General features: G+C 61.6%; 20 protein-coding genes. 7 read left to right on the top strand and 13 right to left on the bottom strand.

The genetic code is table 11. The annotated features are described in order from the left end of the window. Positions 1-32: 32 nt before the first annotated feature. Positions 33-1,343 (bottom strand): MFS transporter, encoded by a 1,311-nt coding sequence (locus ACIA49_RS33735; RefSeq protein WP_396382040.1) that lies wholly within the window; start codon positions 1,341-1,343, stop codon positions 33-35. Between the two features lie 521 nt (positions 1,344-1,864). On the opposite strand from ACIA49_RS33735, the gene ACIA49_RS33740 reads away from it, so the two are divergent. Further along, positions 1,865-2,521, top strand: coding sequence for a class I SAM-dependent methyltransferase (locus ACIA49_RS33740; RefSeq protein WP_396382041.1), 657 nt, complete (start codon positions 1,865-1,867; stop codon positions 2,519-2,521). A 111-nt stretch (positions 2,522-2,632) separates the two neighbouring features. Here the strand turns inward: ACIA49_RS33740 and ACIA49_RS33745 are convergent, their stop codons facing one another. The 5 genes from ACIA49_RS33745 to ACIA49_RS33765 all read right to left on the bottom strand — a co-directional run bounded on the left by ACIA49_RS33745 (position 2,633) and on the right by ACIA49_RS33765 (position 7,985). Further along, a complete protein-coding gene (locus ACIA49_RS33745) occupies positions 2,633-4,075 on the bottom strand; it encodes an alkaline phosphatase PhoX (RefSeq protein ID WP_396382044.1) in 1,443 nt (480 codons plus the stop codon). A gap of 114 nt (positions 4,076-4,189) precedes the next feature. Beyond that, on the bottom strand, positions 4,190-4,945 hold the full coding sequence (locus ACIA49_RS33750; RefSeq protein WP_396382046.1) for an SDR family oxidoreductase: 756 nt from the start codon (positions 4,943-4,945) through the stop codon (positions 4,190-4,192). Between the two features lie 6 nt (positions 4,946-4,951). Further along, a complete protein-coding gene (locus ACIA49_RS33755; RefSeq protein WP_396382048.1) occupies positions 4,952-5,860 on the bottom strand; it encodes an aminoglycoside phosphotransferase family protein in 909 nt (302 codons plus the stop codon). A gap of 17 nt (positions 5,861-5,877) precedes the next feature. Further along, entirely contained in the window at positions 5,878-7,230 is a 1,353-nt protein-coding gene (locus ACIA49_RS33760) for a DegT/DnrJ/EryC1/StrS family aminotransferase (protein WP_396382049.1), read from the bottom strand. Continuing rightward, entirely contained in the window at positions 7,227-7,985 is a 759-nt protein-coding gene (locus ACIA49_RS33765) for a DUF268 domain-containing protein (protein ID WP_396382050.1), read from the bottom strand. The genes ACIA49_RS33760 and ACIA49_RS33765 overlap by 4 nt, the downstream gene beginning before the upstream one ends. Positions 7,986-8,155: 170 nt before the next feature. On the opposite strand from ACIA49_RS33765, the gene ACIA49_RS33770 reads away from it, so the two are divergent. Both ACIA49_RS33770 and ACIA49_RS33775 read left to right on the top strand, forming a co-directional pair. Then, positions 8,156-8,995, top strand: coding sequence for a glycosyltransferase family 8 protein (locus ACIA49_RS33770; RefSeq protein ID WP_396382052.1), 840 nt, complete (start codon positions 8,156-8,158; stop codon positions 8,993-8,995). Beyond that, positions 8,996-9,799, top strand: coding sequence for a glycosyltransferase family 8 protein (locus tag ACIA49_RS33775; protein ID WP_396382054.1), 804 nt, complete (start codon positions 8,996-8,998; stop codon positions 9,797-9,799). 28 nt (positions 9,800-9,827) lie between these two features. Here the strand turns inward: ACIA49_RS33775 and ACIA49_RS33780 are convergent, their stop codons facing one another. After that, entirely contained in the window at positions 9,828-10,922 is a 1,095-nt protein-coding gene (locus tag ACIA49_RS33780; RefSeq protein WP_396382372.1) for an FAD-dependent oxidoreductase, read from the bottom strand. A gap of 57 nt (positions 10,923-10,979) precedes the next feature. Here ACIA49_RS33780 and ACIA49_RS33785 point away from each other — a divergent pair, with 57 nt between their 5' ends. Genes ACIA49_RS33785 through ACIA49_RS33800 form a run of 4 tightly spaced genes read left to right on the top strand, consistent with a single transcriptional unit; the run spans position 10,980 to position 14,711 of the window. After that, the gene (locus ACIA49_RS33785) at positions 10,980-11,999 is read left to right on the top strand and encodes an ATP-binding cassette domain-containing protein (RefSeq protein WP_396382055.1); all 1,020 of its coding nucleotides are present in this window, start codon (positions 10,980-10,982) and stop codon (positions 11,997-11,999) included. A 10-nt stretch (positions 12,000-12,009) separates the two neighbouring features. Beyond that, positions 12,010-12,759: an ABC-2 family transporter protein gene (locus tag ACIA49_RS33790; protein ID WP_396382056.1), complete on the top strand. Its 750-nt coding sequence runs from the start codon at positions 12,010-12,012 to the stop codon at positions 12,757-12,759. After that, on the top strand, positions 12,756-13,550 hold the full coding sequence (locus ACIA49_RS33795) for an ABC transporter permease (RefSeq protein WP_396382059.1): 795 nt from the start codon (positions 12,756-12,758) through the stop codon (positions 13,548-13,550). The genes ACIA49_RS33790 and ACIA49_RS33795 overlap by 4 nt, the downstream gene beginning before the upstream one ends. A gap of 21 nt (positions 13,551-13,571) precedes the next feature. After that, positions 13,572-14,711, top strand: a complete 1,140-nt coding sequence (locus ACIA49_RS33800; protein ID WP_396382062.1) for a glycosyltransferase — start codon at positions 13,572-13,574, stop codon at positions 14,709-14,711. A 17-nt stretch (positions 14,712-14,728) separates the two neighbouring features. Here the strand turns inward: ACIA49_RS33800 and ACIA49_RS33805 are convergent, their stop codons facing one another. From ACIA49_RS33805 to ACIA49_RS33830, 6 genes are all read right to left on the bottom strand, one after another. Then, entirely contained in the window at positions 14,729-15,883 is a 1,155-nt protein-coding gene (locus ACIA49_RS33805; RefSeq protein WP_396382064.1) for a pyridoxal-phosphate dependent enzyme, read from the bottom strand. A gap of 11 nt (positions 15,884-15,894) precedes the next feature. Next, entirely contained in the window at positions 15,895-16,581 is a 687-nt protein-coding gene (locus ACIA49_RS33810) for a hypothetical protein (protein WP_396382067.1), read from the bottom strand. Positions 16,582-16,606: 25 nt separating this feature from the next. Continuing rightward, positions 16,607-17,767 (bottom strand): glycine cleavage T C-terminal barrel domain-containing protein, encoded by a 1,161-nt coding sequence (locus ACIA49_RS33815; RefSeq protein ID WP_396382068.1) that lies wholly within the window; start codon positions 17,765-17,767, stop codon positions 16,607-16,609. Positions 17,768-17,916: 149 nt separating this feature from the next. Continuing rightward, positions 17,917-19,164 (bottom strand): FAD-dependent oxidoreductase, encoded by a 1,248-nt coding sequence (locus tag ACIA49_RS33820; protein ID WP_396382069.1) that lies wholly within the window; start codon positions 19,162-19,164, stop codon positions 17,917-17,919. Continuing rightward, entirely contained in the window at positions 19,161-20,663 is a 1,503-nt protein-coding gene (locus tag ACIA49_RS33825; protein ID WP_396382071.1) for a class I adenylate-forming enzyme family protein, read from the bottom strand. Before ACIA49_RS33825 ends, ACIA49_RS33820 begins: the two co-directional genes overlap by 4 nt. After that, complete coding sequence (locus ACIA49_RS33830; protein ID WP_396382073.1) at positions 20,632-21,747, bottom strand: DegT/DnrJ/EryC1/StrS family aminotransferase; 1,116 nt, start codon at positions 21,745-21,747, stop codon at positions 20,632-20,634. Before ACIA49_RS33830 ends, ACIA49_RS33825 begins: the two co-directional genes overlap by 32 nt.

Genomic DNA, 21,747 nt, shown 5'->3' on the forward strand with positions numbered 1-21,747 from the left:
TTGCCGTTGACGTCTGTGGGTGACGATGGGAGTCAGGACGCGGCGGGCTGCCTGATCCGGCTGGCACCGATCGCCGAGATCAGCGCGACCAGTAACTGCAGTGACACGGCGATCTCGACCGCGGCACCTTCTCTCCCAGATCCGACCGTGGCGATCGCTGCGCCCACGAGCGCGACGGTGAGCGCGGGCGCGATCAGGTCGACCAACTGCATCTCGAAGGCTGTCGCGCCGGCGGATCCGCTGGAGGCTGTCGACATGATGATCACGCCGGTAGTCGGCTCGACCATGCCGATTCCGAAGCCCGCGATCGCGTGGCCGCAGATGGCGATCAGGAAGGCGGTTGTCGCTGACTCCACGACAGGGATAAGGAGGATCGCACTCTCGGCGACCAAGACGATGGTGGCACCGACCAATACCCGGCGGCCGCGATTCGCACCGCCCGAGCGGTCGTCCCATCTGCTCGAGAGCCAAGAGGCCGCGGTCCAGGTCACCGCACTAGTCGAGATGGCAAAGCCGACCGCCGTAACAGAGAGGTGATGCCTGGAGGTCAAAGCGTAGGTGAGGATTGCTTCCATGCCGACGAACACAGCCATCGTCAGCCCACGGGCCAGCAAGGCGGCGGGCTTACCCGACCTGAACCGAATGACTCCGGGGAGAGTCTTGGTGACCATAGCCAGAACCAAAGCCGCACCAACGACGGCCAGAGCAATCCCGTAGGGCTTCCCCAGGTTACTGAGGCCCCACGTCGCGGTCGCGAGGCCCACCGAGAGACCGGACGTGTGCCAGAGCGACGCGCCCAAGGCGGCGCCCACCTCAGGCTTTCGAACTGCCCGCAGAGGCTTGATCGTGAGGAGCGGAATGACACATACCGCGAGGATGAGCGCCAGGAAGACGGATCTCCAACCGAACGCATCCGCGAGGACGCCAGTGATGAGGGGGCCGACGATGGCCGGCACTACGTAGGCGCCGGCAAGCAGCGAGAAGGCACGAGCATGTAGCGCGTCCGGCAGCACGAGAGTGATCGAGGCGTAGGCAGTGTTGACGATCGCGCCAAGCCCAATTCCCTGAATCGCGCGGCCGGCAATCAACAGAGCCATCGTCGGAGCCCACGCCGCGATCGCGAGACCGGCAGTCGTGAGAACGAGGCCGGCCACGTGGGCCTGGGCCAGTCCGCGACGATCGACCATCCGGGCGAAGAAGACCGTGCAGGCAACCTGGGGAAGCAGTGCCGCGCTGAAGATCCACGTGTACCAGCGCAGGGCATCGAGGTCAGCTGCAACGAGCGGAGCGATCGTTACTACTGCGTATGTCTCGAATGCCGCGACGATGATCGTCAGGAGCATTCCCGCGCTGTACCCGCGGAACTCTGCAGACCAGAGTCCCGCGGGGCGGATGGTTGTGCTCACTTGACTCCGGTCCACCCATCTCGCCGAACAGTCGTTCCTAGGGATCGGCCGCGTTCGAGGTGAATGCTCCAGGCTTCACCTTGATCGGCATAGATCAGGTCAGCCAGGGATCGCAGCGGCGTGCGGGCGACCGGTGCCTGCGAAGGCAGGTGATTGCCGATAGCACCGATCCGGAACGCCGGCTGTCCACCAACCTCGGTCGTCAGCAGTTTTGTCAGCCACTGCCCTTCGTCGAGCAGTTGCTCGGAGCTGGAGCACTCGCCGATTCACACGCGCTCGTGAGCGCGGCGGCCAGCAGCCCGGCACATCACGCTGATCTTGATCGTGGCACGTAGACGACAAGAATTGGTAGCGCCGTTCTGAGTGCACACACCTACCGCTTCCCCTTGCGGATTCCTTGACGGCATCCACAGTACGGTCAGTACTATTACCTTCACCAATTGAGAAATCAGAGACAAATGGATCGCCAGCTGGCCGTAGGCACTTTGGCTATCCATCCAGTCCACATCGAGGCCTGGCCGATATATGACAAGAGCCAGACTCCGCAGCTTCCGACTCATCGCAAAGAGGTTGCCGTGAAGCTTCATCTCGGATGCGGGAAGAAGTACATCCCAGGATACATCCACATCGACGCACAGCCGCTGCCACACGTTCATCACGTGCGACCGGTCGAGGACCTCTCACTTTTCACCGACTGCTCGATCGAGGTCATCTACGCAAGTCATGTTCTTGAACACTTCGGTCGACACGAGTACTTAAGAGTATTGAAAGAGTGGTATCGCGTCCTGAGACCAGGCGGACTCCTGCGAGTTGGTGTTCCAGATTTCAGGTCAATCGCAGAGGAATACGCATCCGGCCACCTCGAGAACGGTTTACGAGATCTCATCGGGCTCTGCGTCGGCGGCCAGCGCGACGATTACGATTACCACAAGATGGTATTCGACGAGGTGATACTGACTGGTGCGTTCGAGCACGCAGGATTCTCGCGCGTTCAGCGCTGGGACTGGCACGACACCGAACACTCGTCTTTGGATGATTACACTCAGGCGCATCTGCCGCACATGAATAAGAAGGACGGAAGGCTGATGAGCCTCAACCTCGAAGCGATTAAGTAGCAACCACCACTTACCCGCGCTAAGGGATCTTCGGGTGAGACCAACCATGCCGCTCCCCTGCGGGTAGCAGCGCGGGACGCTCGCCAAACGCCCGCGCTGACCTCGTACCTCTTACCGGCGACGGCGCCAGGGGCCCGTCACCGCGTAGGTAACGCCAGGCATCCAGAGATTGAAGAACATCGTCTGGCCGTCAGCGGAGAAGCCGGCGCCAGTGAACTCGCCGTACTCGGGGCTCTCCGGCGTGCCGATGTCGACCCGGTTCTTGGCAAACTTGAACACGTCACCGTCCTCAGTGGTTCCCAAGATGTGCTGCTCACCGACGCCGTCCTCGCACATCATCAGGCCACCGTAAGGCGACATGGTGATGTTGTCCGGTGAATCGAACTCTGGGTCCGGGTCCGGCGGGTTCTTGCGGGTGAATATCATCTCGAGCCGTAGCGTCTTGCGGCGGGGGTCGAACTTCCACACCTGTCCGTTGTGTGCCACCTTCGGACCGAGCTCAGTGAGTGCGAACGAGGACACGAAGTACACACACCGATCGACCGCGCCCCACCAGCAACCCTCCAGCTTGTAGCCACCGGTGATCGGCACGGAGAAGTCCTGTGTCCGGACGGACTCACTTGTCGCCAGCGGATCCGGCACGCTCACCCACTCGACGTGATCGAAGACAGTGCCCGCATCCTGCACGACCGACAAGTCCGGCAGATCCGGAATGCGCATCGCCTGGAGCTCGCCACCGGCCCGCAGACTCCCCCAGCCGCCACGCGGCCGGTTCGGAAGGAATCGATAGAACCCCCCGAGCGGTGGCAGGAAGGCATCCTCAGTCTCATAGACGACGCCAGTGGCAGGGTCGACTGCGACCGCCTCGTGCTGGAATCTGCCCATCGCCTTGAGCGGCACCGGATCCCGGTTGCGACGGCCGTCGTAAGGGTCGACTTCGAAGATGAACCCATGGTCTTTGGTATACCCCTTCTCACCCGCCTTGTCCTCGGTCTCCTCGCAGGTCAACCAGGTACGCCATGGCGTCCTGCCTCCCGAGCAGTTGATCGCGGTACCGCCGAGCGAGATGAACTCCGTGGTGACGTGGTTGCGCTTGTCGACGAGCAGCGTGCTATTGCCGCCGCCCGCGGCCGGATCGTAGGTCCATTCAGCAGGGCCTCTGACCGGAACCGGCGCGTCCGGCAAGCACTCGTGATTACGTACCAACCGCGAGGCCCCATCCCGGTCAGGAAAGACACCCATGCCGTCGAAGCGACTCGGGATCAGACCCCCGTCCGCGCGAGTCAGACCTTCGCGAGACAGAACCTGGTAGCGGAACCCGCGCGGCAGATCAAGCATTCCGGCCGGATCGGCCACCAACGGCCCGTAGCCGGCCTTTGGTCCGGAAGTCCCCAGCGCGGGCTCTGCCGTGTACAGAGCCTCTACCGAACCCAAAACACTCACAGCCGCACCCGATGCAGCCACCCCGGCGACAAACCGCCGCCTCGACAAAGAATTCGAATTCGAGTCAACCGACACGGCAGACGCCTCCTGTAAATGAATTGGGTCGCACACACCGATTCGGCAACTCTGCTGTTCGACGAGTCCCGACCCATGAGCAACTCTGCTGAAGGTACGGTAAACAGGAGGTGAACAGCAAGGATTTCAGCACGCCACCCGTACAGGGCGTCACCAAGGCAGAGGATGTCCCAGGTGATCAAAGAAGCCGCCGGAATCAGCAAAGGTTAGCCGCTCAAGCAACACGATCATTCCGCCCACGGCATCCGTCAGTCCCTGCCGCGCCGAAAAATCGCCGAACTCCGCCCGCCATCGCTTGGCTCTCGCCAACCGCTCTCTGAGATCAATGCCGGTCATCGGCTTGCTGCCGCGATCGACCCAGCCCGGACTCAACGCAAAAACGCTGATCCGATCCTCTTGGAGATCAATAGCCAGGCTGCGCAGAACGGCGTTCAGACCCGATTTGGACGAGCGGTACGCATAAAATGCACCCATGGCGTTGCGCTCGATGCTGGCCTTCACGCTGCTGATTCCGACGACCTGTGCGCGACTGCTCAATCGAAGGGCCGGAAGTAGCGCCCCGGTGAGCCGGGCCGGGCCGATGCAGTTCACATCGAACATCCGTAGCCACTCGTCCCGGTCTAGGTCGGCCAAACTCGTCGAAAGGTAGCCATACTGACCCGCGTTATTCACCAGCAGATCGAGCCGATCCCCACGCAGTCGCTTGGCAATCTCTGAGATATCTTCGTCCGCCGTGACATCCAGCTGGGCCAAGTCCACCCGTGGGAACTCGTTGGCAACGGACCGGAGCTCCGCGGCTTCACAAGGGGCACGGCAGGTCGCAATTACGTGGTGCCCAGCAGAGGCATATTGACGAACAAACTCAAGCCCTATTCCTTTGCTCGCTCCGGTCACCAATACCCTCATGACACCTCACACCCAGTCCAGACCAGCAATCTCACACCACTCCGCCGCCAAATCTCTGGCCCGGCGGCGCACCCGCTGCGTTCCGACCGGCGTGTCGTAAGACGCGTACGGCGGCCACTCGAAAATAAAGACGGCCAGCTCGGCAGCCACCACGGACCGCCGCATCACAACCGAATCCAGGCCTCTGCTTTCGCAATATTTGACGAGCACATCCGCCGGCACACCAGCGCCGCTCGGCGTTGCCCGGGCATCGAGAAATGCCAAGTCCCGCGAAGCACTTCCAATCCGAGCCGACTGCCAATCAATCCAGACCAACTCACCATCGCCATTGACCAGGATGTTTTCCGTATGACAGTCACCGTGTACGAACGTCTCACCGCCGGCGAGAATGGCCGCCTGCAAGGCTGTCCGACTGTCGAAGATCACGTCGAGCAGACCACCCAACTGCTCGCGCCAAAAATCTTCCACCATCGCAAGGTCCGGATTCAACAGTGCATCGAACTGCGACTTCGAGTCAGTCCACCGCCCATCGTCGAGAAGATCTGAGTTGTGGATCCGGGCCAGATCGACAACCAGGTCCAGCCAGTTCTGACGTGACCACGACGGCGCAGCTCTCACCAACCCTTCGGCCGATAGCAGCAACCCGATTGCTTGATCATCTTCATATACCGCGAGAAGTTCCGGCGTGCGGACCTGCGTATGCGCCGACAAACTCCGATAGAACTCCAGCTCCCGTCGAGCGGCCGTCCATTCGCCGTCGCTGCCAACATCCGACGAAACTTTGAGAACGCAGCTCATGTCGTTATCGGCGGTCGCAAAATATACACCGGCACCCGAGAGCCCATGCTTCGGTCCGTCATTTCGCAGCTGCACGCTGAAGCTTTCCACAATCCTCGAAATTAGTTCGTTGTCCATCTGGTCACTCTACCGGGTTACAGATTCGCGCTACAACCTGAGCCCAGACCGCAGAAGGCGTCCAATACTTTGTTGATCGCCTCCGCGATCCGAACACAATCGGCTGCTGTCCAGTGCGGTCCGATCGAGACGTGGACCGCACGATCCAGCAACTCAAGGGTGCGCGGACACATGTCTTTGGCGTACTCGGGTCGCGCGCTCGCACCCTTGGGGTGCGTCCAGGGAAACCCTGTCCGGAACGGTGTTCTTCTCCGAAGTAGCTGATCCCAACTCGCATAGGAATGCCAGTCTTTGCTACTCCGAGCGCCGGCTGGTACGCCCTCGGCCACAAGCGCGTCAGCGATCTTCGCGGCGGTCGCGGCGTTCGGGGTGAAGAACACGAGGTTATCCGCCAGCTCGCCATCGCGATCGTGGCGGACCTGCGGAACAATTCCTTCGAACGACCCGAGTTGCTCAACAACACGCTGTTTCGCCAACCGATATCTTCCGATCCTCTCATCCATCTTGAGGACTTGAACCAGATCAACCGCGCCCTCCAGCTCCGACATTCTCAGATTGAAGCCGAAAAAGTTGTCCACGTCCTCGACATCGCGAAAACTGTCCAATCTCCACGCGGCACCCACATCATGGATGTTCAACGCACGCCGGTAGTAACGCTCATCGTGGGTCAGAAGAAAGCCACCTTCACCTCCGCCGACATGCTTGAACCCATTGAGAGAAAAGCTCCCGACAGCTCCGAAGGTACCCAGCCTCTGACCTCGGTACGTCGCTCCGCAGGCCTGCGCCACATCCTCGATCAGCGCGACACCATGGCGATCGGCCAGCTCCACCATGGATTTCATGTCGGCACACGCACCGCCGATATGAACTGCAACAACAGCGCGGGTCTTCGAGGTGATCTTCGCAGCGACATCACCCGGGTCGAGCGTCAGGGACTCATCCACCTCTGCGATCACCGGCATGGCACCGACCATCAAAGCAGCGGACGCGGTCGCCGGAAATGTGTACGCAGGGACAATGATTTCGTCTCCCGGCCCTACACCCACAGCAATGTAGGCAGCATAGACTGCGGAAGTCCCGGAATTTACCGCCAGCACATAAGGCATATCGAAGGAGGTGCTTAGCTGCGCTTCGAGTTTGGCGACCTTCGATGGCCGCCTGTTGAAGTACCGCGTGAATCTCGGATTCGTTTGATCTTCGAATTTCACCAGCTCCCGGATCTGCCGAACCAGGTTCGCGCTGAACCCCCAGGTGTCCGCAACCTCGAGGAATTCGTCGATTCCGATCTTCGGCAGCGGAGTTCCTTCGAGATCCTTTGCCGCCGCCGCTCCGCCGTTAATCGCAAGACTGCGCGCATCAATCGAAGTCACGACGCACCACCTCCCGAGTCGCTCTTTGTGAACAGGTAACACCCACACCCTCCGCGCTGATCGGCGAGCACATCCGACTCCTGAGCGTCCGGAATTGTTCCCCGGAGTCTGACATTGGATGGAATATAATGAAATTCGCGTAGCTCGAGACTCTCAAAAGCGTTCAAGACCTGCGCATAGGTGTAGCTGCGATGCGCATTGAAAGTGACCTTGCCCGGTCCGGTTGGCACCACGAACAGGAGCTGCCCGCCTGGGGCCAGGACCCGGGCCAACTCCCGCATGGCTTGCAAGTCGCCCTCGGGATCGATGGCGTCGCCGTATCTCCCCAGTCCAACGTGTTCCACCGTATGCATGCAGCTCAGCGACGCGATCGAGTCGTTGTCGAACGGAAGGCTCGTCAGGTCCGCCCGTCCGGCCTTCAGCCCGGAAAGCCTCAGTAGCGAGGGCTGGAATTCGTAGAACTCCACCGGGATGAATGCCCCGAGCAGCGCGGGGAAGTACACCCACGAAGCGATGTCGACATGCTTCGCCGGTCGGCTCGCCGCCAGCACGCGTGCCGCCCAGGCCAGGTGGTAGAGGTACTCGGCATCGAAACCATTGGTGGTCCGCTCGCGTTGATATATCATTCGCCGATCTGACCATCGGACATCGAACCGGCTGTCCTTCGACGCGAAGGCTCGGAATTCGCGACGGAATCGAATGTGCTCTTCGAGTCGTTGTCGCCGCCGATGGATGGCTTCCAATCGGAATCTCACTCCCGCCTCCTGACGATCGATTCGGGTCTCCGCAATCAACGTAACAAGATCCGTACGGTTGGCCTAGGCGTACCGCGCCAACGCCTGAGCTCTCTTGCTCCGCGACATGCATTCACTGCATTATGTACTCGCCGCGACACAGCACGGACCGCAGCGGAAAGGGACCTGCTATGCATGTCGTCTATTCGATCGATGATTCGTACGTATACCCGATGGCAGTCTCGCTCGCCTCCGTCATGGCGAACGCGACCGCGCCGGTCCGGTTCACTGTCCTCACTCCCGACATCACGAGTCCGCGAATTGGTCTGCTCGCATCACTCTTTCCCGACACCAGAATCGATATTGCGCAGATCCCCGACCAGTATCTGGTAACCGGAAACGGGCGCCTACCCACCGCCGCATTCGGGCGGCTGTCGATCGGCGATCTGCCGATTCCTGACGGCCAGGCAATTGTTTACCTCGATGCCGACACAGTCGCGCTGGGTGACCTGACGCAGCTCGCTACTCTCGAGCTCGGCGCATCCACAGCGTTTGCGGTGCAAGACGACTTTGCATCGTGGTCACAGCAGGAACGTATTCCAGATGACCGGCGCCGACCGCGTCTGGCCGACAGCGGACTACCTCGCTATTTCAACTCGGGGGTTCTGGTGCTCAACCTTTCACGCTGGAGAGAATCCGATATCGGATACCGCGCTCTTCAGTTGTGTCAGCGGTCCGGCCTCAGCGATCAGCGTGCCCTGAACGTCACGATAGGGGAGGCCTGGGCCGATCTCCCGCGAAAGTGGAATGTGATGACACATATGTATCATCCGCTCGGACGATGGCGCGACGTCTCCGTGTCGGCGATCTCCGATATGCAGCTGCGGCACTTCACGATGGTCAAACCCTGGGAGGAAAGGTCCAACCGCGTCGGCATGGCAATTTTTGCCGATGCCAGCAGGAGATTTCGGCAGCGCCTCGACGACGAGGATTCCTGGCGCCTGCTAGCCGAGTCGAAGCGTGGCAACTAGATGCATGAGGGAACGGTGGTGTATGCCTGCGACGACCGCTACGCACTTCCTCTGACCGTTTCGATCCGCTCACTGCAGGAGAATACTCCAGCAAGTCTTCCCATCATCGTCGTATCCGACGGCATCTCGATCTCCTCAAGGAACACGGTTCTTGCCTCTGTTCCTCGGCCTGGCGATATCGAGTTTATCGACGTCGGGCCGACCGAGTTCCCGCATTTCGGCAGTGGCATCCCGGCAAAATTCAGCCGCGCCGTCTTCGGCCGGCTGCTGGTCCCCGACCGGATTATCGGGACGCCGAGGTTTCTCTATCTCGACAGCGACACCGTGGTGTTGTCCGACGTCACCCGGCTGCTTCGATTGCCCTTAGACGGCAAGACGATCGGCGCCGTCTACGATTCGCTCTACACTGCATATGTCTCTTCGACGGCGAGGCTCGGAGCCCCCGGCCGGACCGAGCGTTTCAACTCTGGTGTCCTTCTCATCGACCGGGAACGTTGGTTCGACCTCGAGATCGGCCCACGCGCCCTAGAGTACTCAAGGTCGCACGCCTGTCTCGATCAGGGTGGGCTGAACGCGATCTGCGAACGTGAGTGGCAGCGGTTGGACCAACGTTGGAACCGCACCACCTTCGACGTACTGCAACAACACCGGCGACTGACAGCCGGCAGGGTGACTTCGGACATGACGACCTACATCCGTCACTACACGGCCGACAAACCTTGGATACGCCCTCGTCTCGATCGGGCTGAACTGTCGCACGGCGTCTTCCTTTCGTATCTGGACCGAACCCGTTGGGGGCGATGAGCTGCCCCTCGAGGTTCAGCTGCGTCGCCTACTGCGTCTCGACCAACCTGGGCGCATCCGGGCAGTCCTCCAGGATGTCTGCAACCTCCTGTGCCAGCAACGGAGCAAACTTGAAACCGCGGCCGGAACACGCCGTCAGTGCGTGCACGCGACTCGCAAGACGGCGGAGTCTGAACTCCCCGTTCAGCGTATGGGTGTACGCCGATGTCACTGTCTTTATCTCTTGCCGAATGCCGGCCAGATCGGGCGCCCACCGACTCAACAGCGCCAGATCGACGTCGAGCTCGGCCGGCGCAATCGGCCGCATGGCCATGCTGACCGACTCCGCCGGCCCTAGTCCGAATCGGCCGAATCGGCTTCGAGCGCCCTCCGCCACAGGGATCACGGCGAATTCGTATCCGGCACCCAGCCAACAGACGTAAGGGCTGTCGCCAGGCATGGATGTCACTGAGGCTGTAGATAGCGAGTGAGTAGCGACTCGTTCGATCCTCAACCCGTCTCGAAGCTCATCTCCCGCGGCCGCGGCCATCCATGGCCCCAGACACAGAAGGACCGTACCCGCCGAAAGTCTGGAGCCCCCGACCTCGAGTGCGTACTGTCCGCCAACGCCCGGTGACCTGCGGAGAGACGCAGTGCTGTCGAAACAAAGCTTGGCGCCGCGCCTTGATCCCAGCCGTCGCATCGCGTGAACGGCGGGCTCTGCGCGCACGAGACTTGCGTGCGGATCATGGACTATCTCCATTCCCTCCTCGATCCGTGCCCATGGGATCAACCGAGCGAGTTCTTCAGCACCAGAGGAGGAAGCTGCGTCTGCTGGGCAGCGCCGCCCGCCAGACGACAACGTCACCGACCCTGTCTGTTGGATCAATGACTTCCCAGCTTCTCGCTCGAGTCGCCCCCAGAGAACTCGGCTGACCTTCTCCGCCGCGGCCCGAGCGGCGCTGACAGGGGTTGGGCTCTCAAGCATGCGAACGTCACCGGCGGACGATCCGACGACTCTCGAAGCAGCTGACTGTTCGATGCCTATGACCCGCCAGCCCCGCCGGGCCAGCTCGAGGAGACACGCACTCCCGATGACCCCCAGGCCCACTACTGCTACGTCGTACGAGTCCAAGGTGTACACCTCCGCCGGGTCACTCGCCAGCTGCAATGTCGGCGCGCCCAACTACTATCGTTGTTTATGGACTACCAGACAACAAATGGTGCGCAGCATGCCATTTCAGTGCGTCAGTTGAGTCGAACTTTCAAAGCTCCGATACGGCAACCAGGCATTGGGGCTGCCGTTCGTTCTGTCTTCCGCCGGGAGTATCGGACCGTCCATGCGGTCGACGCCCTGGATTTCCAGGTCGATCATGGCGAGGTGATCGGCCTGATTGGCCCGAACGGCGCCGGGAAGACCACGACGATGAAGCTCCTCGCCGGCGTACTCTATCCGTCTGCCGGCCACATCTCAGTGGCCGGCTACCTGCCGCAGAAACGTGAGTATCCTTTTCTCAAGCAAATCGCGCTCCTGCGCGGGAGCCAGCCGATCGGCGGTCCGCCCGAGTTGACAGTAGCCGACAACCTTCAGTACCGGAGTCGCCTCTACGGCCTGGATTCGGCCGATTACAAGAAGCACGCCATCGAACTGATCGAGATACTAGATCTCAACGTAATCATCGATCGGCAGATACGAGCGCTGAGCTTAGGCGAGCGAATGCGAGCAGGGTTGGCGATATCACTGCTCCACAAGCCGTCTGTGCTTTTCCTGGACGAACCGACTATCGGCCTCGATGCGACCGTTGCCATGGCGTTTCGGCGATTCATAGGAACCTACGCCACACTTGCGCGCGCGACCGTCGTGCTGACCAGCCATCATATGGCGGAGGTCGAAGCACTCTGCCCGAGGATCGTTCTCATTGACAACGGCAGAATTCGTTTCGACGGCGCCTTCCACGGACTCGTATCCAAATTGACGCCTTGGAAACAGTTAACGCTGCACCTCAGCGACGCCATCACCCCGGGCGCTATGGACAAACTCTCTGCCTACCAGGCAACCGTGAATGAGCGAACGGTCCAGCTGCGAGTTCCGCGCAGAGAGATAGCCGCCGTCACAGCTAGGATTCTGGGGGAGGTCCGGATATCGGATCTGACTATTTCCGATCCGCCGCTCGAGTTGGTTCTCGACCGGTACTATCGCGGGGCGACAGGCGATGAATAGTTTCTCCCTGGTGCTGGCCTCTGCCCACCGTAAGGCACTTGAGCAATGGACCTGGCGATCGTTCATGGCGACCATGGTCATCAACCAGGCGGTCGGACCACTTATCGGATTGCTGGTCTGGTCGTCGGTCTACCAAGGTGATCCAGTCATCCGCCGGTACTTCTTCACCCTCCTCATCACCCAGCTACTGACCGTCAGCTATGAGGACCACACATTGGCAACCATGATCTACCGAGGTCACATCACTCATCACCTGCTCCTGCCGCAGCCAGTCGTGATCGAAATGATCGGATCCAGCATCAGCCTGAGGTTCTGGCACGCAATCATGGGTCTTCCGATCATGGCCGTCGTCGGCCTCTCGGCGGGCATCGAACTCGATCGCACCGAGGTTGCTGCCGCCGTACCTGCGCTGATCGTCGCCGGCGCTATCCGCTTCGCCTTCACCACGATGATCGCATCACTGGCGTTCTGGACCGAGCAGGCCCGATCCCTGGTCAACGTTGCCAACACGCTCGTCTTTCTCCTGGGCGGAACTGTCGTGCCAATGTTCGTTTTGAGTGATCGCATCTCGGGAATAGGGCAACTTCTCCCCTTCTGGTCAATGCTGGGGTTCCCGAGCGAGCTGGCCGCGGGCACCGTCGACAGTGACCGCATCCTCGGCAACTACGCGGTGCAGGCAGCATGGCTCGTCATCAGCATCACGTGTGCCGTCGCGGTTTGGCATCGAGGGCTACGCAGATACACAGCGGTGGGAGCATGAAACCAACGGTCCGGATCGCGCGACTGTACGTCCTGCTGTTATCGCTGTCGGTTCGTCGGCAACTGGCGTTCAAAGCTGACTTCTTCGTCGAACTGGCCGGCACCCTACTTGGTCTCGCATCCTCGCTCGCAGCCATCTTTGCCGTCTTCAGTCGCACAAATAACCTGGGCGGCTACGATTCGACGGAAGCGGTCGTTCTGCTTTCGACCTACCAGATAATCTCCGGACTGCGACAGGCATTGGTCGAGCCGAATGTTCGATACAACGGAACGCAAGTACGCGACGGTACGTTCGATTCGATTCTGACCCAGCCCGCGCCATCTATTTTCCTCGCGACACTGGCCAGCGCGTCGCCACTGGCGCTGATGCAATCGGCCGCCGGAGTGTCACTGCTCATCCCATCAGTGATGCGACTCGCAACACCGCCGACTCCTGTCCAGATCCTGCTCTGGCTGGCCCTGGTCGCGGCGGCAGCGGTCGTCATGTGGGCGACCCGGAGCATCTTGGCCGCCGCGGCGTTCTGGTCCCTGGGCTTTAGCCTCGACGAGACGTACGACGCCGCCTGGCAGATCGGCCGGTATCCGACCTCCCTCCTACAGAACCCGCTCCGATTCCTTTTCACATACATCATTCCTGTCGCATTCATAGCGACGGTTCCAACCGGTGTACTGACTGGCAAGCTGCATCTATTCTGGGGGCCTATCGGCATACTTTGCGCCATCGCCGCGGGCACGCTTGCGATCAGATTCTGGCGCTATTCCTTGCGCCACTATGCCAGCGCAACCAGTTAGCCCACCGGAAGGCTTCAGATCGTGAAGATTCTCTTCATGCCGTACCCATCCACATCCGGCACCTGGGGATGCACGGTCTATATGTACGCAATCGCATACAAGGCGCGCCAGCAGGGCCATGACGTGCTCTTCCATGCCTGCGCACCGTCCTCCCGGCTGATTGCCGACGGGTTTCCGGTCGCAAGCTTTGCCGGCGCTGATCCCGCGGAATCCAGGAGGCCGATCGCGGACATCTACGATGTCTTTCATGCGCTCGGGCTCGACCACGAGGGCTATTATCACTATTTGATACGGGCCGAGTCCGAAGTCATCGACCGGTATCAGCCCGACGTCATCGTGGCCGATATGCGCCCGTCGGCGACGATCAGCGCCTACCGGACGGGTACGCCACTGGTCTGCCTGGCCTCTGCGGCGACCGACCCACGGTGGCCGGTCGGCCCGGAGTCGCGTCCGCTGGACGATCTGGCTCTTCGCCTGACTTCTCGCTACGGCGGCCCGCAGATCACGCGCTTCCCCGAGCTGCTCTACTGGACCGCCGACCGAAAGATCGCAACCAGCTTCCCCGAGTTCGAACCCGAGCTGAGGAATGTTCAGGGACTCGACTACGTCGGCTACCTGGATTCGCCACAGCGTGAACAGCCGATCGCCGATGCTGACGTACCTCGCGGTCTTGTCCTGGCCTATCTGAGCACTGTCGGCTGGAGCTCACCGAGGCTCATCGATTCTGTTGCCCGGACGGTCGAGCGACTCGGCATGACGCTGTGGTGCGTGACGAACGCCCGCGGCGCTGCCGGGTCATTGGCGACGCGAAGCCGAGTCTTCGACTATCTGCCCCTCAATACCCTCCTACCGCGGGCCGAGGCCATCCTGTTCCACGGCGGTCAGGGGACGGCTCTCGCCAGCGTGTACCACGCTGTCCCATCCATCGTCTGTCCTGGAGACAACTACGAGCGCAGATACAACGCTGCACGAATCGCCGATCTCGGCTGCGGTGTTTTTGCCGAAACTCGCGACTTGAGGCCGGCGCGCCTGGTCGATCTCCTGTCCACCATCGTCGACGACGCCGCCTTCAACCTGTCGGCGGCTGCTGCCAGTACGAAGCTGCTGGCACAATCTGGTCCCGCCGGCGCGCTCCGGGTCGTCGAACGCGCTGCCGGCTAGACCCAACCAGACCGTGGCTACTCCCAGGGAGCGGAACCGCTGATCACCAACGCAACCTGCCGGTTGGGATCCAAAGCATCTCGATCGGCCAGCGAGCACAGACCGGCCCAGGCGACGAACGCGGACTTTTCAAGTTCGTAGTCAAGCGGCACTCCAAGGTTCCGGCACTCGGTCAGCAGCAGCAGAGCACACGCCTCGATCTCGTCCGGTGTGACGATATTCAGGCTTGAGTTCCCGACTTGCAGGAGGCCCTTAACCTGCTCAAAGGTCCGGGTCGGGTTGGTCGACTGCAGCGTCGGCTCGAATGCTTCATCTGGGTGTACGTTCCGGCTCAGGTCCACCTGCTCTGCTCCATCGAGTACCGCCCGCGCGGTGGCTGCGGCGTCCGAAACCTGAAACATGAGGTACGACCGGTCCGACAGTGTCGGCAGACCGGACGCCTCCGCCCGCCGGAGGCCGCGCTCGATGCCGAGTGGCCCGTACCCGCTCGCGATCGTGATCGCGAGCGTGTCAATGAAGTTCAAACGCTCCGCGACCATGAGCCCTAGCGGTACTTTTCCTTCGATCTTCCAGTGGCTCGGCGTCAGTCGAAGAGCGCCGGTCTCGCCCGCGAACCGTGCCGACGCATCAGCAGCCTGCTGCATTCCCCCGTCAACGGCCGTCAGCGAAGCGCGGTACTTCCCGTCCTGTCGTGCCACTTTGTAGGCAGACGCCGTCGGCACGAAAGTTGCGCAGGCGATTCCTGCCCTGCCCATGGCGTGAATATATGCACGCGCAGTATTTCCCGAGCTGTGCATGCAAACGCTCGATACTCCGATGTCATGGCACCGAGCAGCGACGATAACGCCCTCGTTGTCCTTGAAAGTCCCCGTAGCATTCTTCGTCTGCGGGATGAGGAACAGGCGCGCTACTCCGAGTCGCTCTGCGAGGGCCCTGCTCTCGAGGGGTACCAGCGCCTCCTCTGACGACGCCAACCGTTCGGGCTGCGTGACCGGGAGCAGCCTGGCGTAACGGGCAACGCCGGGCAGCTCAACCGTCGCGTCGGCCCACCGGTTCACCCTTCCTGGAGAGAATTCGAGAGCGCCGCCGCAGTGGCCACAAAGCTCTTCTCCGAGTGTCGTCAGCTCTTCAAGCGGAACCGTCGCGCTGCACCGCGGGCAAACGAATTGCATGGTCGGAATCCTCACTGGTCAACGCCCGCAGGCGAACTAGCCATCCGCAGCATCGCTTCTACCTTGGATCTGACGTGACCCTGGCCCGCTATCCGGCCGGCCAAGACCGCACCACCTACGGTGAAACCCCACGCACCATGCTGTTCCAGAGACCGAACATGCCCGGGTTGTGAGATTCCACCCGCGACAAGGACAGGCAGATCAGAGGCGGAGGTGATCGATCTGAGAAGATCCTCCGGCCGATGACGTTCCTGGCGATACGGCATCGCCATCAATCCGGCTACAGCAGGCACAGCACTGAGCCGCCGGACACTGTCGACCAGCTCCGCCGGACCACTCGCGAGGCGGAGCGGGATCCCCCTCATCTCGCCGACAAACGGCCAGTAGGCCACTGGCGCGTCATCGCCCACCTCGCTGGCCAGCAGCTCGGATCCGCCGACGATCTGATCGACTCCGAGATCGACGCCGAGATCGAACATCCGTCGCTCGTCGTCCAAGTGCTCGGCCGTAACCTCAAGGATGGCCTGTCTCCGGTCAGCGTGAATGGACCTGACAAGTTCCCGAAGGGCCGGAACGCCGAGACCGGAGTCCTTGAACGCCACATATCCGAGGCCATCGAGGTCCGACACCTCACGATAGACATCCACAGCGTCCGGTATCGTCCGGTCCTGCTCGGTCAGCATCAGCACGAAATGCATCTCGACTCCCCTTGAAGACACGGTTTCAGAAGGCGGCAGAATGCCCTTGTGAAGTGAGAACCTTTTCAGCGTCGAACGGGAGGCCGGAGACAACCCATCGCGAGCCGTCGGCGAGTTCGACGGTTGCGCCGGCTCGCATCTCGATGGGGAGCAGCGCGAACGCGATCCGCTTACCGAACACAGGTGAATAGGCCGCAGTGGTCACGTAGCCCGGATCACTGGACAAGTCGGAATAGACGCGCGCACCCACCTCCGGGACGGGACCACGCGGCTCGACCTCGGTCAGACCCGCCTGCCATTGCCGCCGGTCCTGAGACCGGTAATTGCGCAATGCCTCGGCACCGACATAGCTCGGCGGCTTCCGCCGAGTCACAACATGCCCGAGGTCGACGTCATGCAGAAAAGTTCCGTGGTTGATGTCGACCGGGCAGAGATTGAATCGGATACTCGAACATTCCAGACGATACGTGGCAAGCAGATCCCAACCGCAGGGAACAAACAGATCTGGCCGGCGAAGCATCCGCTGCCACAGCGACTTGATGATCCTGGTCGGAGCCCACATCTCCAGGCCGATCTCGGTCTTCAGAACCCAAACTGTCTCACCGTCCATCCGGACCGGAGCAGCACGGAAGGTCCGGAGAGCGCCGACCGTAGATTTGTCAGCGTCAGCGACCAGCGTGAGCGCCGCCGCAAGATGCATTGGGCCTTTGATATTGAAGGAACTGACATCGGCCTCGCTCAGCCTGGCGTCGGGATACAGCCTCGTAGCATCTGCCAGCCAGGTCGGATCCCGCGTGTCGCCGCCGATCGAGGCGATATATGACTCGCGACCTGTGCGGAGGACCAGTGCCTCTGTCTCGACGCAGCCGCTGGTGGTTGTCACGATGCAGAACGTCGCCTGGCCGACGGCAAGGGAGCCAATTTCACGAGGTGTCAGGCAGTTCAGCACATTGCAGGCATCTGGTCCCTCGATCTCGAGGTAGTACATACCGCCGCAGGGAAACACTCCTGCACCACGTGTGACCGCCTCGTACTGGCGGTCCACGCTCAGTCCCGCCCAGCCACTCATCGACGCGATGTTGTCCCCCAGGATGCATACTCCCGTGGGCGTTCCGTAACTGGATTCGATCAGTCCGAATGCCCCTTCCCGGTCGCTCAGGCGAACACGCCGGGTGATCGAGTTCAAGGCCGGATGCTCCGGGGGGACCACTCGCCAGGCGACACCTGGACCCCGTAGTGGACTGGCTGGATGGTCACGTGCCACCGGGGGCGCCGGCGGAACCGACCATGGGTACTGCTCTTCCATCCGAGATCACCTCCACAAGAACTTCCAGGTCATCGGTTCCGACCCTGCGTGAGCAGGCGATCTATCTGAGCCTCTTCTTCCTGATATGCCTGCTCCGCAGCCAGATAGGAGGAATGCGTGAATGCGACTGCGTTGTACGTCGACCGGAACGATCCCGGATTGTCCACGCTCAATTTCGCCCGCAGCCTGGTGCGCTGACGACGGTCGGGATCGACAAGGCCCCCTGAAAGCTCGTCGAAGTGACGATCAGCCATCCGCCCCAGTGCATCCATCTCGGTCCGGCGGACCAACTCGAATCGCTCGAACGCCGACGTCCAGTCGGCAGCCTCCTTGATGGCCTTGAGCAACACCTCCGAGTCTTCCAAAGCAGCGTTGGCGCCTTGCCCCAAGAAGGGAACGATCGCGTGGGCGGCGTCGCCGATCACGACGAGCCGACCGCTCGACCATGAACTGCTTTGCACCGTGCGAAGCTGCGCGATCTGACCAAGATCTGCCTCGACCAGACCAGATCCGACACCGGCCGCCCGGGCGACTCGCAGCACATCGGCCTTTGATGGCCGCTGCGCTCCCTTGCGGTCGATGAACACAAGCACCGTTGTTGGGCCGGATCGGTTCGGAAAAGAGATCAGGAAACTCGGCGAGCGCGGCCAGATGTGAACAAGCGGGCCAGCGCACTCTGCCCCCAGTCCCACATAGATCTCAGAATAATAGATACCGGTCGGGCGAGCGCTGGAAAGAACCGACGGCGCAAGCTGCGACATAAATCCACGAACCGATGAATTGACCCCGTCCGCACCAATGACCGCATCGAACTCTGCCGTTTCATTCGAACCATCGGCACAGCTCAGGCCGACCAAACCGTCGGCCGACGCCGAGGTGGCACGCGCACCGAACTGCAGCTCGATGTTCGATTCCTGCTGCGCGAGACTCAGCAGCTCTCCCAGCAGCGCAGAGCGTCGAATGGAGTAGATTCCTTCGTCGGCCCGGCCGTACCGCTCGTGTTCACAGGTGCCGTCCGTTCGATGCAGGCACCGCTCCAGCGCGAAGACCGCGGAGCGTCTGACGGCACCTCCGATTCCCAAGGCCTCAAGTACGCGCATACCGCGAACGCCAAGGGTCAGATTGAAGCTCGGGTGGTTGCCGGCGATCGCCGACGGGTCCCCTCTCATGTCGACCAGCCGTACCACGGCCCCGCACCTCGCGAGTCGGATCGACGTGCTCAAGCCGGAGATTCCCGCGCCGATGACGATAACCCGCGCACCCTGCACCCAGCTCATTCCGTGCCCCGCTCCGCGTACATCCTCGGCTTGCCGGAGTCAGCGCGTGGGATTTCTCGGACGGTCCGCACCTGGTACGGGACCGCCGGCGCCGGCAGGTTCCTCCGACAATAGTCGAGCAGTTCACGGATACGTTCCGATGAGAACCTTTCCGACTCAACAAGAACCACCGACACCGCACCGATGTCCTGGTGATCTTCGACCACAACGGCAAACTCTTCGACCAAGCCGGGGCAATCGCTGATCTTTCGCGTGACGTCATCGAGATCGACGTTCGACCCGCCAATGACGACCGTACTGTCGGCGCGACCTGTCAAATACAGAAGGCCGTCCTTCAGATAGCCTCGGTCGTTGGTGAGGATTCCGTCATGCGGAAATGGGCTCAGGACGCCGTCCTGACGATATCCCAAACCACACCCTGGACCCGACACCCGAACCCGGCCGACACGCTCCCCCGGCAGGGAATCAATCGAAATAGTCGTGCCGTCCAGCGGTGCACCGACACTTTCAAAGACCTCGCCGAGTGCGGAGCTGGAGTTGATGGTGACCGTCGCCGCCTCCGCGAGACAGTAACAACTCCGGGGTGGCACGCCCAGACCCTTGTAGACAAGCTGAAATGTCTGCTCAGGTAGCGGTGCGGAACTGGAGAACGCCAGCCGCAACCCGTCATGGACGGTACCTCTGGTGCGTCGCGCAATAACGTTGTAGAGGTACGGCGTCCCGTAGAGCACGGTCGGCTTGAACAAGCTGATCCGCGATGACGCCCGGGCAAGATCCGCGCCGACGAGATCATCCAGAATGACCGACACGTTCCTCATGACGGCTGGCAGGAACACCATACCCAACACCCCCGGCAGATAGAGAGGAAGCGGCGAGTAGACGAGGTCTGTCGCGTCCAGAGCCAGCCGGGATCCGATGCCCTCCGCATTCGTCTCGAGCGCAGCGTGGCTGTAGCTCACGACCCGAGGAGGCCCGGTCGTGCCCGACGAGGTCAAATCCACGGCGGGCGTGGCGGCAAGGCAGTCAGCAGGCGCCGCCATCGCCGCAGCGGTCCGTATTTCCTCGTACGAAAGAAACGAGAGCTGTCTGGCCACCGATTGCCGACTCGACAGGTTCCCTACGGCCAGCATGGCGCCCGCTGCCCTGGCGGTGCGGCGGATTGCCACCTCGCCCTCGGTCTGGCCGACAATCGAGGCGCGAGCACCAAGCCACCAAGCGCCGGCCAGCGCGGAGATCGTCTCGAAGGCGTCGCCCTCATAATGGATCAGTACCGAGGAGTCCGCACGCACGCCGGCATCAAACATGGCTCTGGCCGCGCGTGCGCCGTTCGCAGCCGCATCGCTCACGCTCCAGACATGATCGGAGCTCCGTACCTTCGTTCCACTTTGGAGCATGCGGCGTAACAGGATTGCCGGAACTGGTTGCATTTGCACGACCTTCACGCTGGCGGAGATCAGGACTGCCACGTCACGTGCGGACCAGAAGCCTTTCTCGCTCACCGAGGTACTCCAGGGCAACACTCGCTACGTATTCGGCCTCAGGCCGGGTCAACGAGGGAAATATCGGCAGACAGTAATGATTCCTGCAGACTGCGTCCGCGTTCGGGAAATCATTGGCGATGCCAACTGCCGGCTGCAGGTGCAGGGGTAACGGAAATACCTCTCCCGCCAGCGCGACTCCGCGGTTGGAGAAGAACGATCTAATTTCGCCGCGGGCATGCACAGAAGAGACAACATACTTATAGCCGTTTCCGGCCGTCGCCGCGTATTGAGTATCATCCTGGCCGGCGAGGAGATCGTCGTACCAGCCCGCCCGTTCAAGGCGGGCCGCGATGTTCTCGGACAGATCGTCCAAACTCACCAACGCGATCGCAGCGGCCGTCTCGCCCATTCTTCCGTTGAATCCCACGATCTCTCGGGGAGTGGCGTCGGAGGCACCCTTACCGTGATTCCGCGCCGACCTGACATGGGCAGCCAGACTCGAATTCGCAGTGATTACCAACCCACCCTCACCGGCTGTCATCACCTTCGTTGCATAGAGGGAGTAGACAGCTACGTCGCCGACGCCGACGTCGTCGCCCGTCCATAGCCCGTGGGCGTGCGCAGCATCCTCGACGACAGCGTATCCAGACATGCGTGCCCACGCAGCCACATCATGCAACTCCCTGGACGGATAGCCGCCCACGTGGACTGCGACAATGGCGCCGACATCATCAACGGCAGCTTCCCGATACTCATTCAAGCCCGGCGTGAGCGATCCAGGGGCGCAGTCCACGAGCACCGGACGACAGCCGGCAGCAATCACCGCCGAGAAGGTGGCCATCGTCGTGTTTGTCGGCACCAGAACGCTGGCGCCCGTGACACCCAGTCCTTGCAAGCTGAGGAACATGCCGGTGGTCGCGTTCGAAACCGCAACAACCTCGGCGCCCCGGGACTCGACGCCGATACGCTCCTCGAGCTCGGCAACCCATGGCCCTGCGCTCAGATGCCCGGAGGTCAGGGTCTTTTCGAGCATGCTCAATGCTTTGGCCTTCTGCAGGTCCGTGAATCCAAGTCGCTGCGCGGGAACATCCAGCCTTCTCAT

This window comes from Kribbella sp. NPDC051587 (assembly GCF_044453945.1).
Taxonomy (GTDB): domain Bacteria; phylum Actinomycetota; class Actinomycetes; order Propionibacteriales; family Kribbellaceae; genus Kribbella.

What these genes read in the sequence shown, in the direction of transcription:
- ACIA49_RS33755 (WP_396382048.1), bottom strand. Translation starts at nt 5,860, where the DNA reads ATGGACAACGAACTAATTTCGAGGATTGTGGAAAGCTTCAGCGTGCAG.
- ACIA49_RS33795 (WP_396382059.1), top strand. Translation starts at nt 12,756, where the DNA reads ATGAAACCAACGGTCCGGATCGCGCGACTGTACGTCCTGCTGTTATCG.
- ACIA49_RS33785 (WP_396382055.1), top strand. Translation starts at nt 10,980, where the DNA reads ATGGACTACCAGACAACAAATGGTGCGCAGCATGCCATTTCAGTGCGT.
- ACIA49_RS33810 (WP_396382067.1), bottom strand. Translation starts at nt 16,581, where the DNA reads ATGCATTTCGTGCTGATGCTGACCGAGCAGGACCGGACGATACCGGAC.
- ACIA49_RS33740 (WP_396382041.1), top strand. Translation starts at nt 1,865, where the DNA reads ATGGATCGCCAGCTGGCCGTAGGCACTTTGGCTATCCATCCAGTCCAC.
- ACIA49_RS33735 (WP_396382040.1), bottom strand. Translation starts at nt 1,343, where the DNA reads ATGCTCCTGACGATCATCGTCGCGGCATTCGAGACATACGCAGTAGTA.
- ACIA49_RS33750 (WP_396382046.1), bottom strand. Translation starts at nt 4,945, where the DNA reads ATGAGGGTATTGGTGACCGGAGCGAGCAAAGGAATAGGGCTTGAGTTT.
- ACIA49_RS33830 (WP_396382073.1), bottom strand. Translation starts at nt 21,747, where the DNA reads ATGAGAAGGCTGGATGTTCCCGCGCAGCGACTTGGATTCACGGACCTG.
- ACIA49_RS33805 (WP_396382064.1), bottom strand. Translation starts at nt 15,883, where the DNA reads ATGCAATTCGTTTGCCCGCGGTGCAGCGCGACGGTTCCGCTTGAAGAG.
- ACIA49_RS33775 (WP_396382054.1), top strand. Translation starts at nt 8,996, where the DNA reads ATGCATGAGGGAACGGTGGTGTATGCCTGCGACGACCGCTACGCACTT.
- ACIA49_RS33820 (WP_396382069.1), bottom strand. Translation starts at nt 19,164, where the DNA reads ATGAGCTGGGTGCAGGGTGCGCGGGTTATCGTCATCGGCGCGGGAATC.
- ACIA49_RS33770 (WP_396382052.1), top strand. Translation starts at nt 8,156, where the DNA reads ATGCATGTCGTCTATTCGATCGATGATTCGTACGTATACCCGATGGCA.